Annotated in this window: 12 protein-coding genes and 3 pseudogenes; 5 read left to right on the top strand and 10 right to left on the bottom strand. The window is 67.4% G+C overall.

Annotated features, from left to right (window positions below):
- Positions 1-237 precede the first annotated feature (237 nt).
- From NM2_RS51050 to NM2_RS52675, 3 genes and pseudogenes are all read left to right on the top strand, one after another.
- Positions 238-579 (top strand): hypothetical protein, encoded by a 342-nt coding sequence (locus tag NM2_RS51050; RefSeq protein ID WP_218026037.1) that lies wholly within the window; start codon positions 238-240, stop codon positions 577-579.
- Positions 580-594: 15 nt separating this feature from the next.
- A pseudogene (locus tag NM2_RS53120) lies at positions 595-894 on the top strand (nucleotidyl transferase AbiEii/AbiGii toxin family protein); the annotation flags it as partial.
- Positions 895-941: 47 nt separating this feature from the next.
- Positions 942-1,076, top strand: coding sequence for a hypothetical protein (locus NM2_RS52675; RefSeq protein ID WP_281182558.1), 135 nt, complete (start codon positions 942-944; stop codon positions 1,074-1,076).
- A gap of 176 nt (positions 1,077-1,252) precedes the next feature.
- Here NM2_RS52675 and NM2_RS53485 read toward each other — a convergent pair whose 3' ends face one another.
- From NM2_RS53485 to NM2_RS32425, 7 genes and pseudogenes are all read right to left on the bottom strand, one after another.
- The gene (locus NM2_RS53485) at positions 1,253-1,528 is read right to left on the bottom strand and encodes a hypothetical protein (protein WP_067676932.1); all 276 of its coding nucleotides are present in this window, start codon (positions 1,526-1,528) and stop codon (positions 1,253-1,255) included.
- Positions 1,529-1,591: 63 nt separating this feature from the next.
- Positions 1,592-2,626: pseudogene (locus NM2_RS32450) on the bottom strand (aldo/keto reductase).
- The gene (locus tag NM2_RS32445) at positions 2,623-3,663 is read right to left on the bottom strand and encodes an aldo/keto reductase (RefSeq protein WP_067676930.1); all 1,041 of its coding nucleotides are present in this window, start codon (positions 3,661-3,663) and stop codon (positions 2,623-2,625) included. The pseudogene NM2_RS32450 and the gene NM2_RS32445 overlap by 4 nt, the downstream one beginning before the upstream one ends.
- Positions 3,664-3,701: 38 nt before the next feature.
- Positions 3,702-5,318, bottom strand: coding sequence for a dipeptide ABC transporter ATP-binding protein (locus NM2_RS32440; RefSeq protein WP_067676928.1), 1,617 nt, complete (start codon positions 5,316-5,318; stop codon positions 3,702-3,704).
- Complete coding sequence (locus tag NM2_RS32435; protein WP_084531794.1) at positions 5,315-6,193, bottom strand: ABC transporter permease; 879 nt, start codon at positions 6,191-6,193, stop codon at positions 5,315-5,317. Before NM2_RS32435 ends, NM2_RS32440 begins: the two co-directional genes overlap by 4 nt.
- A complete protein-coding gene (locus tag NM2_RS32430) occupies positions 6,190-7,143 on the bottom strand; it encodes an ABC transporter permease (RefSeq protein ID WP_067676926.1) in 954 nt (317 codons plus the stop codon). Before NM2_RS32430 ends, NM2_RS32435 begins: the two co-directional genes overlap by 4 nt.
- Positions 7,144-7,147: 4 nt before the next feature.
- Positions 7,148-8,800: an ABC transporter substrate-binding protein gene (locus NM2_RS32425; RefSeq protein WP_067676924.1), complete on the bottom strand. Its 1,653-nt coding sequence runs from the start codon at positions 8,798-8,800 to the stop codon at positions 7,148-7,150.
- Between the two features lie 274 nt (positions 8,801-9,074).
- Between NM2_RS32425 and NM2_RS32420 the strand changes: the two genes are divergently transcribed.
- Both NM2_RS32420 and NM2_RS32415 read left to right on the top strand, forming a co-directional pair.
- Positions 9,075-10,412 (top strand): NtaA/DmoA family FMN-dependent monooxygenase, encoded by a 1,338-nt coding sequence (locus NM2_RS32420; RefSeq protein WP_067676922.1) that lies wholly within the window; start codon positions 9,075-9,077, stop codon positions 10,410-10,412.
- A gap of 251 nt (positions 10,413-10,663) precedes the next feature.
- A complete protein-coding gene (locus tag NM2_RS32415; protein WP_157121444.1) occupies positions 10,664-11,146 on the top strand; it encodes a hypothetical protein in 483 nt (160 codons plus the stop codon).
- Here the strand turns inward: NM2_RS32415 and NM2_RS49520 are convergent.
- From NM2_RS49520 to NM2_RS32405, 3 genes and pseudogenes are all read right to left on the bottom strand, one after another.
- Positions 11,122-11,277: pseudogene (locus tag NM2_RS49520) on the bottom strand (23S rRNA (adenine(2503)-C(2))-methyltransferase RlmN); the annotation flags it as partial. The gene NM2_RS32415 and the pseudogene NM2_RS49520 overlap by 25 nt on opposite strands.
- 57 nt (positions 11,278-11,334) lie before the next feature.
- Complete coding sequence (locus NM2_RS32410) at positions 11,335-11,766, bottom strand: RidA family protein (protein ID WP_067676919.1); 432 nt, start codon at positions 11,764-11,766, stop codon at positions 11,335-11,337.
- A gap of 23 nt (positions 11,767-11,789) precedes the next feature.
- Positions 11,790-12,096, bottom strand: a 307-nt coding sequence (locus NM2_RS32405) for a M24 family metallopeptidase (protein ID WP_157121443.1), incomplete at its 5' end; no start/stop codon positions are given.

Below are 12,096 nucleotides of genomic sequence, written 5' to 3'. Positions count from 1 at the left end.
GTCGAGTGGTCCTCACAGTGCACCACTCGCTTTGCCGGAAAGCGACGGGTCCGCTCACGCTGATCGAAACCCTAAGCGTCGGTTGATGATTGGCGCATGAAAAGGTTCAGTTGAACTAAACGATTCGATAAGCGTGACTGCACCGTCCGGTGCGCGCCCAGTGCCGAGAGCTTGTCTCAGACCGTCCTACGTCGACGGTAGGCTGACTACCAGAGAACATCCCACGAGGAGGGAATGATGCCGGAGCTCGCGCACGACAAGCCGGGGTACCACAAGCCTGTAGCGGTACCCGACGATCTGCACCTGCTCACAGGCCCGACCAGTGGCATCGTCAACCTCCCGACGCATCTCGACTGGTCCGGCCACGCCGAGTACGACCTCGACCGGCCCGGCAGAATCGTCGACCTCTACCGCACAGTTATCAACGAAGCAGCCAGCCCGACCGACCTGTACACGTACCTCGACGAAGCAGTCCTCAAACGGCTCTGGTCCTACATCTGGCTTCCGCTACAGATCAAGCGCGCCTGGGAATCCCGTTTCCCCGAACTCGCCCAGCTCAGCCGACTGGCCTCGGCATAAGGATTCGCCCTCGCCGGCGGCTACGCCATCCGCGCCCACGGAATGGGGAACCGCCCCAGCGGCGACGTAGACCTGTTCACCGACTGGCATCGTCGAGCCGACTTCACCGGGGCGGTCGAGGCCGTCATCACCGCCCTCGAACAGCACGGATACGTGGTCACCACGACGATGAGCGGCGACACCTTCGCCCGCCTATTGGTCGCCGCCCCTGCCGAACCCGATGCCACCACGGACAAACTGGAACTGTCGGCCGACTGGCGTGCACACCCACCGGTTCTACTCGACATCGGACCGGTCCTACACCCCGACGACGCCGTCGCAAACAAAATGCCCAGAGCGCTGACAGCGGCTTCGATTTTCGAATGTTCGCCGATGCACTCGGCGCACTCACCCAGATCACCGACGACGCATTCGCCGAGTACGACACCCCGGCCGAGCTCATCACTGCAATGCGTCGGCGATTCGCTGATTGGCGGCAAACACTCCTGACGCGATGACGACCGGCGTTGCCAGAGCGACGCCACCGTTTGATCGCCCAGCGCGGGGAAAATCTCGGACTGGACCGACCGTGGGCGAGGTCGCGCAGCTCCCGGCCGATGAGCCCGCCCACATGTTCATACCGTCGGATGTGTCGGTGGGCCGGGCGCGCGAGCTGCTCGGCGACGCCACCGCACTACCGGTCCGCCTGGCGCGCAAGAGTGCCGGACATGCGGTGATCGCGGAGATCCTCGGCGCGGTGTCGGCGTCGCGGCTCGCCGCCGCGCCCGACGCCGATCCGGTGACCGACCACCTCGATCCGCCGCTGCCGGTGATTGGGGTCCGCGAACCGGTTGACGTTGCCGTGCAGCGTCTTTCCGCCGATTCCGGACCGGTCGTATTGGCGCGAGACGGGTATGCGGTCGCAGTGGCCGATGCGGGGATTTTGATATTGATGACGATGTGCGGGCACGCCGAGTCTGCCCTTCGATCGTCCGCTCCGGATGCTGCCGGAGCGGACGGACCGACGCGGCGCTCAGGCCGAGCGACGCAATTTCGGGTCGGCGAGGGCGTCGGGGATCTTGCCGGTGTCGCGTTCGTTGAAATACGTTCCGGGCGGGACGATTTCGTCGATGCGGTCCAGCACGTCCGGTTCGAGTGTCACGTCCGCGGCGCGTAGCTAGGTGTCGAGATGGGCGCGGGTGCGCGGGCCGATGATGATGCCCGACACGTCCGGATGCGCAGCCGCGAAACCGATCGCCAAGTCGATAAGGTTCAGTCCGGCCTCCTCGGCCAGCCGGGCCAGTGCGTCGGCGGCGGCCAGTTTGAGGGCGTTGGCCGGGGCGTCGATATCGAAGCGGCCCGGGATCAGGTCGGCCCGGCGCGAGAGCGGCTGCGCGGCTCCGAGGCGGTAGTTGCCGGTCAGCCAGCCTGCCGCCAGCGGACCGTAGGTCAGCACACCGAGCCCGTATTTCCTTGCGATGGGCAGGGTTTCGCGTTCGATGCCGCGCACCAGCAGCGAATACGGCACCTGCTCGCTGACCGCCCGGCGCAATCGCCGCCGATCGGCCGCCCACTGCACCTCGATCAATTCCGCGGGCGAGAACACCGAGGTGCCGTAGTAGCGAATCTTGCCCGACCGGACCAGATCATCGAGTGTGCCCACCGTCTCCTCGACGGCGGTGACCGATTCGGGACGGTGCACCTGATACAGATCCAGATGATCGACGCCCAGGCGGCGCAGCGAATCCTCCACCGCCCGGATGATCCAGCGCCGGGAATTGCCGCGGTGCGCCGGATCGTCGTCGACCGGATTGTGGAACTTACTGGCCAGGATCACCTCGTCGCGGCGACCGGCCAGCGCCTTGCCGACGATGATCTCCGATTCGCCGCGGGAATAGGTGTCGGCGGTATCGATGGTGTTGATTCCGGCGTCGAGCGCGCGATGAATCAGCTCGATCGATTCGTCGTGGCCGGTATTGCCCCGAGCCCCGAAGTTCATGGCGCCCAACACGAATGGGCTGATCCGCACCCCGGTGCGGCCGAGGGTACGCAGGTCGGAAAGGGTCATCGGTGAGCTCCGGAAAGGTGGCGGCGGGTGGCGGAATCGACCAGCGACGGCGGTAGATAACCTTCGTCGGCGGGGCTGATCGTCACCCCGGGGGCGACGATCTCATCGATGCGGTCCAGGACATCGGCACTCAATCGCACATCCACCGCGCCCAGCTGACCGTCCAACTGTTCCGCGGTGCGCGGCCCGATGATTACCGAGCTGACGGCAGGATGCTGCAAGACGAACGCCAAGGCCAGCTGCACCAGAGACAGACCGGCCTCGTCGGCCAGTCCGCCGAGTTCCTCGGCGACGAGCCGTTTGCGCTGATTGACCGTCAGCGTGGGATCGTGCCGATGCGGCTGACGCTCGAGCCTGGAGGAGGCGGGCGCGTCCGCGCCGCCGCGGTAGCGGCCCGACAACCAGCCACCGGCCAGGGGACTCCAGGGCAGCACGCCCAATCCGTACCGCTGCGCGATCGGCAGCGTGGCGCGCTCGGCGCCGCGAGCCAGAATCGAATACGGCGGCTGCTCGGTGACTGGACCGCGCAGCTGCCGGTCCTGCGCCACCCACTGCGCCTCCACCAACTGGTGCGGTTCGAAGGTCGTGGTGCCGTAGTAGCGGATCTTGCCCGCGGTGACGAGATCGTCCAGCGCCCAGAGGGTTTCCTCCAGCGGGACCTCGGGATCGGGGCGGTGGATCTGATACAGATCGATGTAGTCGGTGCGCAGCCGGCGCAGACTGTCCTCGACCGCGCGCAGGATCCAGCGACGGGAATTGCCGCGGGAATTCGGGTCGCTGCCGATCTGCGCGTGGAATTTGGTGGCCAGCACCACCTGGTCACGGCGGTCGGCCAGAGCCTTGCCGACGATCTGCTCGCTTTCCCCCTGGGAGTACACATCGGCGGTGTCGACCACGGTGATACCGGAATCCAACGCCCGGTGGATGATCCGGATCGCGTCGTCACTGTCCTGATTGGCCCAGGCTCCGAAATTCATGGCGCCCAAGGTGAGTGGGCTGACCAGAACACCGGTCCGCCCGAGATAACGGGATGTCATGCGCTGTGCTGTCACTTTCTCTCGGAAGACACTGTCGTTCAGGCCGAGACCGGCACCGCAAGGGCCGCACCCGGTACCGCTGCCAGCAGCGTCCGGGTGTATTCGGTCGTGGGTGTCTCGAAAACCGTTGTCACCGAACCAGATTCGACGACGCTACCACTCCGCATCACGGTCACGTCGTCGGCGATCAACCGGACCACGCCCAGATCGTGTGTGATGAACACGTAGGTCAATCCGTGTTCGGCCTGTAGGTCCGTCAGCAGTTGCAGGATCTGCGCCTGCACCGACACGTCCAGCGCCGACACCGCCTCGTCCAACACCACCACCCGAGGCCCGGCCGCCAGAGCGCGCGCGATCGCGACCCGCTGGCGCTGACCGCCCGACAGCTCACCGGGCCGCCGCCGCGACTGGCCGCGATCCAGCGCCACCGCGTCCAGCAGCTCGGCGACCCGGCGTCGGCGCGCGGCGCGATCGCGGATCAGTCCGAATGCCAGCAGCGGCTCGGCGATGATGTCGGCCACCGTGAACCGGGGATCCAGCGAGGTGTACGGATTCTGGTACACCATCTGGATCTTCTGCCGCAGCGCCCGCGACCGGCGTCGCGGGCCGTCGATGCGCTCACCGTCCAGCCACACCGCACCGGCATCGGGCCGAATCAGTCCGACCACCAGACGGGCCACCGTCGATTTCCCCGCGCCCGATTCCCCGACGATCGCATGGGTGGTTCCGGCGCGGACCTCGAGCGACAGCTCGTCCACCGCCCGCACGCCCCCGCCGAAGTTCTTCGACAACCCCGTCACCCGCAATACGGTCGCGGGCGCGTCTGCCGGGGCGCGCACCGCGACCGCCCGCAACGAGGTCAACCGGCCGGAATGCGCCGCGGGTGCGGCGGCCAGCAGCCTGCGGGTGTACTCGTGTGCGGGGGCGCTCAGCAGTGCTCCCGCCGCGCCCTGCTCGACGATGCGGCCGCGCCGCATCACCACCAGTCGATCCGATCGTTCGGCCGCCACCCCGAGATCGTGCGTGACCAGCAGTACGCCGAGACCGAGCGTGTCACGTAAGACGTTGAGCCGGTCCAGGATTCGCTTCTGCACGGTGACATCCAGCGCGGAGGTCGGTTCGTCGGCGACCAGCAGTGCCGGATCGTTCGCCAGGGCGATCGCGATCAGCACCCGCTGCTTCATCCCGCCGGACAGCTCGTGCGGATAGCGGTCGTAGACCCGCTCCGGGTCGGGCAATCCCGCCGCGGCCAATTTCTCGACCGCGATCTGCCGCCCAGCGTCGGCGCGCCGGTGCAGGCGCAGCGCCTCGAGTACCTGTCTACCGACCGGCTTCACCGGATTGAGCGACGTCCCGGGATCCTGCGGGACGAACCCGACCACCGGTCCCCGCACCCGGGCCAGGCGCCGATCGCTCCACGTCGAGACGTCCTGCCCGCCGATCTCCAACGCCCGCGCCCGCACCTGCGCCGAGGGTGGCAGCAGCCGGAGCGCGGCATGGACGGTGGTGCTCTTGCCGGAGCCGGATTCGCCTACGACAGAGACGAATTCACCCGCCCCCACCTCGAGCGACACCCCGTCCACCGCCGGTGCGGCGGTGTCCCGATAGCGCACGCGCAGATCATCGATCCGCAGCAGAGGTCCGGTATTCGTCAACGTCGTTCTCCCAACGCCCGGCCGATTCGATTCACCGACAGCACTGCCACGGCGATCAGGACGCCGGGGCACAGTGCGATCCACGGGTAGGTGGCCAGGAAGTCCCGGCCCTCGGCGACCGCGAGTCCCCACTCCGGCTGCGGCGGCGGCGCGCCGTAGCCGAGAAAGCCCAGCGCCGCGACAGCCAGCACCGCCGAACCGCATTCCAGCGCGGCCAGGGACAGCACCGCCTGGATGGAATTCGGCAGCACATGCCGCAGCACCACGCGGACGAAACCGGCCCCGGAACCGTAGGCGGCCGCGACGAAATCGCTTCCGGCCACGGTCAGTACCTGTGAGCGCATCACTCGCGCGAAGGAGGCGACCGCCGAAGTGCCCACCGCGACAGCGATATTGACCGTTCCATACCCCAGCGCGGTCACCACGGTCATGGCCAGCAGCAACGCCGGAATCGACAGCAGCACATCCACGCAACGCATGACCGCGGCGTCGGGGCGACCGCCGATGATCCCGCTGAGCAGTCCGATCGCCGAGCCGATGAGGAAGCCGATGGCCACCGCGAGCAGCGTCGCGCCCAACGTCGTCGACGTGCCGTAGATCGCCCGCGCGAGCAGGTCGCGCCCGAGCCGGTCGGTGCCGAACGGATGCGTGAAGGACGGCGGCAGGAATCCCGAATCCGGATCGCCGTCGAGCGGGCTGCTCCCGGTGAACCAGGACGGCGCGAGCGCCCACCCGATCACCACGAGGACAATCAGCCAGGCCAGTACCAGTCCGGGCCGGGCGAGCCCGGCGCGCACCGCACGCAACACGCGGGTGCGCGGCGCGGTCGCACCGGGGTCGGCGACGTCGACATCGAGCGCTTTCAGCAGGCTCATCGCGCGCTCCCCGCGTAGAGCCGGGCCCGCAACCGCGGGTCCAGCAGCGGATAGATCAGATCGACCACCAGATTCACCACCACGAAGACGACCGCCGCCAGCACGACCACGCCCTGGACCACCGCGATGTCCTGGGTGCGCACCGCGGTTTCGGTCAGACGGCCCAAACCCGAACGGGAGAAGACGGTTTCGACGATCACCGCGCCCGCGAGCAGATTGCCGAAGGTCACCCCGGCGATGGTCAGCGCGGGCATTGCCGCATTGCGCAGCACCTCGCGCACCAGCACCCACAGCCGGGTCGCCCCCTTGGCCAGCGAGACCGTCACGTATCCGGCGCGCAGGCCGCTGTCGAGATTCTCCAGCAGCAGCCGCGCGATCGGCGCCGACACCGGGATCGCCAGGGTGATCGCGGGCAGTACCAGCGTGGCGACGCCGTCGTTGCCGATCGGCGGGAACCAGCCCAGCCGGAACGAGAATACTTGCAGCACAGCCAATCCCACCAGGAATACCGGTACCGATACCCCTGCCGCCGGCAAGGTGGCGAAGAATTCCGCCAGCCATCGCCATCGGGTGTAGGCCGCCACGATCGCCACGACGGCCGCCAGCACGAGCGCCAGAATCAGCGCGGTGACCGCCAGCACCGCGGTCTGCGGCAGCACGTCGGTGATCATCGACCAGGCGTTCTGCCCGGTCCGAGTGGACCGCCCGAAATCGCCGTGCACGGCCTGGCCGAGCCGATGCAGGTACTGGCCCAGCAGTGAGCGGTCCAGCCCGTAGTACACCCGCGCCCGCTGCTTGTCACCGGCGGTGACCAGATCGCCTTCGGACGGGTCGAACAGCAGGTCGACCGCGTCGTAGGGCAGTACGTACAACAGCGCGAAGGTCACCGTGTAAGCGCCCCACACCACGAATACGGCCTGTGCGATCTTCGCCGCCACATAGCGCAGCACGGCGTTACCTCGGTTCGATCCACGTGTCGTAGAAGACATTTCGCGACTGCGCCTCGTAGCCGATGTTGTGCACCTTGGGACTCGCGGCGGTCACCTGCGCCGGGTTGTAGACCGGTGCGGTGAGCACCTGCTCGTCGAGCAGGAACCGCTGCGCCTCCTGCGCGGCCTTCGCCCGCGCGTCGGGATCGAGGGTCCTGCTCAACGCGCCGAGTTTCGCCACCGCCTCGTCCGCTACCGGACCGGGAGCGAGTGCGGACATATTGCCGTACTGCGGCGAGTACACCTGCTGGAGCACGGCGATATCGGCGCGACTCTGATTGGCCGCCACGATGTTCCAGCGCCCCTTCTGGGTGCTGGCCGCGGTGTAGTCCGGAATCGGCAGCACGTTGAGCTGCAGATCGATGCCGATCTTGCGCAGGTCCTGCTGGATGAGCTGATAGGCGGGCTTGTTGTTGACCAGATTGTCGATGCCCAGCAGATCGAGCTGCAAACGCCGGCCGTCCTTTACCCGGATTCCGTCGGGACCCTTGTGCCAGCCGTCGGCCTCCAGAGCCTGTTCGGCCTTGGCCTGATCCTCGCGCAGGTCGTGCGAGAAATCGACATATCCGGGCACCCGCTGCGACACCACCGAGGTGGAGACCTTGTAACTCGAGGTCAGGACCGTCTTCACCAGGGCATCGCGGCTCCAACCCCATTGCACGGCCTGGCGTACCGCCTTGTCGTCGGTCGGGAAGCGGTCGGTCTTGAAGTCCAGAGAGATGTCGCGGCCGGGAATGAGCTGCGGTGCGATCCGGTAGCCCTGTGCCGCCAAGGGGGCCTCGTCGGTGTTGTTCACATCGAGGATGGCGTCGACCGTGCCCGCGCGCAGTGCGCCGGTGCGCACCCCGGCCTCGGGAATGACGTCGATTTCGACGGCGTCCAGATATGCGTCGCCATTGTGTTTCAGGCTCGCCGGGGCCCAGTGATATCCGGGCCGTTTCTTCAGCACGGTCTTCTGCTGATAGATGTGCTCGGCGATCGTGAACGGACCGGTCCCGATCACGTTCTGTGCCAGACTGCGCTGTTGCTTGGGCAGTATCAGCGTCGAATGTGCCACGATCCCGGAGAAATACAGCGACAGCGCCTGCAGGAATCCGGCACTGGGCCGGTCGAAGCTCACCCGCGCGGTGAACGGGTCGAGCACCTCGGTGCCCTGATATCCCACCCAGTAGGCGGTCACCGGGACGATGCCGAGTTTCGGATCGCCGCGGCCGAGCAGATCGAAATTCTCCTTCACCGAATCGGCGGTGAATTTCGTTCCGTCACTGAAGGTCACGTCGTTGCGAAGATGGAAGGTGAACTGGGTGAGGTTGTCGTTGTACTGCCATGAGGTGGCCAGCCACGGCTCGAGCGCCCCGGTCTTCGCATTCTGATGGACCAGCTTGTCGGTGACGTTGCTGGTGATCAGCGATTCCGGATACGAACTCCCCGAATGCGGATCGAGATTCGCCGGGGCATCCAGGACGCCGAAGCGCAGAGTTCCGCCCGCGACAGGGGTGGCGTTGTCGTCGGCGGCCGCGACGTGCCGCGCCGGGGCGGCGCATCCGGCCAGCGTCGCGGCGGTGACCAGCGCGAGCGCAAGAGCGCCGATACGTCGATGAATTCTGTTGTGTGACATCCTATTTCGATTCATTGAGGACCGGACGGCACAGCCGTGGCTCGCCGGGTCAGCGCTCGTGAGACTCCGGTCAGGCTAGGCCGTGGACGGGAGCGTTCCGAGAGTTGCGATCGGCGAGATCTCCTACACCGTCCATGAAGCGAATCTGAACGATCGGAACCGGATCGTTCCGGCCGCCGTGAAGACACCCTTGCGATCACGGTGATCCCGGAGATTGCGGCTCCGCGCGTCATCGGCACACAGTGATGGCAGGGGCCGAAAGAGGTAGGACGACATGGGTTTTCGCAGACTCTTCCTGAATGTGGGAGTCAACAGCACCGGCTACAGTGGCCAATCGTGGTCCGACCCCGACGCGCGTTGGGACCGCTTCCTGTCCTTCGAGCACTATCTCGATATCGCGCGGCTGGCACATCAGGGCACGTTCGACGCGATATTCCTCTCCGATCATCCCGCCCTGCAAGCGGTCAACACCGCCCGGCCGCTGCATTCGCTCGATCCCATCGTGCTGTTCACCGCGCTGGCCGCCCGGGTGCCCGATATCGGCTTCGTGATCACCGCGTCCAGTTCCTACAACTCCCCGTACAACCTGGCCCGACGGCTGGCGAGTCTGGACCACATCTCCGGCGGGCGGGTGATCTGGAACGTGGTTTCGAGCTTCAACCCCGACATCGCGGCGAATTTCGGCGCGGCCCCGCTGCCGCCGCGCGCCGAACGTTATCGCCGCGCCGACGAGTTCGTGGAGGTGGTCAGGCAGCTGTGGGGCAGCTGGAATCTGCACGCCATCGACGATCCGGCCCGGCCCGGTGACCCGCTGTGGGACGGTCACACCGCGACGCCGATCGACCATCACGGCGAATTCTTCGATGTCCGCGGCCCGCTCAACGTTCCGGCGGGACCGCAGGGGTATCCGCTGATCGCGCAGGCGGGCGGTTCACCGGCCGGTATCGATCTGGCAGGACGGCACGCGGACTTGGTCTACGCCTCGCTACTGGGCAAACAGGCCGCACGCGAATTCGGCGATCGGCTGCGCGCCCGCGCTGTCGCGCACGACCGCGACCCGGAATCGATCCGGCTGCTGCCCGGCCTGGTCCCGATCGTCGCCGACAGCACCGAACAGGCATTGCGCCGCCACGAACAACTCAACGGTCACGCCGACGAGACGGCGCTGGTGCACGCCTTCGCCGCGCGGCTGGGCGTTTCGGCGGCGCGCGTCGGGTTGGACACCGTCGTGGACCCGGACCTGTTCACCGCATCCGAGGATCAACAATCCCCGATCGGTTTCACTCAGTCGGTGCACGACCTGGCCGCCTCCGAATCGTTGACGCTGCGGCAACTGGCCCGCCGCGCCGAGGGCGGCCATCGGCTGGTGATCGGCACTCCCGCCGAGGTCGCCGCGCAGATCCTGGATTGGTGGCGCGAGGGCATCGTGGACGGTTACACCGTGCAGCCGCCGGTACTCCCCGCCGATCTGCGCGTCTTCGTCGACGAGGTGATCCCCCTCCTGCGCGCCGCGGGAGCGTTCGACAACCGATATCCGCAGGCCACAGTGCGGGCGCGCTTCGGCATCGCCGATCCGCTCCCCAGGGTCACCACGGCGGCCGCGGCCCGGTGATCGCGGCCGGACCCCATTACCAGCGGACCGGCGCACGGCGCCGACGTCTCGATGGTCACGGATACAGGGAGAGGGGCCACGGATAGAGGAATAGGTATGCACTGGGTAGATCTACCGATGTGATGGCACTCACTCGAAGCAAGACTGTAACTCGACATTTGCCCACGCAATCAGTGCAGGACTAGCCCATGAACCCGAGCAATCCGTCGACCATCACCGATAGTTCCCGATATGCACGATCCACATCGCCGATGACGAGAGTTCCCGCCGGATCCGGCAGGTCGCTGAGCCTGTCCGTGGACGATCGGAAACGGCCGAAACCGGCGGCCGGACCGTCACAGGAAAAGCCCTACGACCCGACATGGGTCCGGTCGTGCTTGCATCAGTGCGACCTCCTGGCTACCGCGCGATCGATCGACGCGGACGGGAAGACGCTGATCCGGTTCGCGATCCAGTGGGCGCCGTTCGGCGGGGCAGGCGCCGAGGAACTACTGGTGACCTTCGGTATCACCCGGCGGCAATTCGTCCAGTCGCTCCGCGACAAGCTGCTACCCCGCATCGACGACAGCCGGACCGTGCGCACGATCAAACGGAATCTGACGGAGGCGCTGTCCCCGGGGTGGCGAATGCAGCCGAGTACTTCGGCAGTGCCCGGCCCGACGTCCGCGCCGATCGCCTCGGCCCGCGCCAACTCCTCCTCGGCAGCGAGCTACCCCCATGCCGCAGTCTCCTGACCCCGCGCGTCACGAACCGTGCCCGCCCCTGCCTCCACGCGCCGAAAGAATTCGCGCTCAACAGGTTTCGGGTAACCATCCCGCTCCCTCCCCGGAGTCGGGTCCAACGGGTTCACGTGTACCCGGGAACCCCCGCCGGCGCGCTTGTCCGAATCCGCGTATCCAGCCGCGACGTTCGCACGGCGGACTCAGTGGCGCGTGGTGAATACGGCTGACACCTCCACGGCCGCGCCGGAAGGCAGGCTTGCCACGCCGACAGCGGCACGCGCTGGTGCGGCACCGCCCACCTCGGACCGCAACGCTTCGGTCGCGCCGTCGGCGACGGCGCTGTGCGCGGTGAACTCGGGCGCCGTGCGCAGGTACACGGTGAGACCGACCACGCCGTCCAGCGAATCGCCGGCCGCGTCCCTCGCCGCGGCAACCGCCCGGCGAGCCGCGTATCCGGCCAGCTCACGGGCACGTTCGACGCTCATGTCGACACCGACGACACCCGGTTCGAGCACGCCGTCATCCGTGCGCGGAGTCATACCGGCGGTGAACACGAACCCGCCCGCGACCCGCGCGGTCGCGTAGTCACCCGCCGCGACCGGGGACCCGGCCGCACTGACGCTCGACTCCATATTTCGGGACGCTGACGGCTCGCTCACCGCTGCGGCCCGATCTCGCACGAGGTCAGCACCTCGTGGCCGGTCTCGGTGAGCAGCACGGTCGCCGACAGGCCGATGCCCGCGACACCGCCGATCCGCAGTGTGGGCACCACGTGCACGACCATCCCCGCCTCGAACAGTTTCACCTCGTTCTCGCCGAGGGAGAGCAGATGCCCCTCGCCCCAGTCCGGCGCGAACGCGATCCCCACCGAGTACCCGCTGCGCTTGCGGTAGGTGTGCGCCAGCCCGGCCTCGGCGATCGCGGCCTTGCACGCGGCGTGCGCGGCGGCTGGCGAGCCGCCC

This window comes from Nocardia miyunensis NBRC 108239 (genome assembly GCF_001613065.1).
GTDB classification, from domain to species: domain Bacteria; phylum Actinomycetota; class Actinomycetes; order Mycobacteriales; family Mycobacteriaceae; genus Nocardia; species Nocardia miyunensis.
Note: the sequence above shows the minus strand (reverse complement) of the source record. Positions and strands in the feature narration are given on the sequence as shown.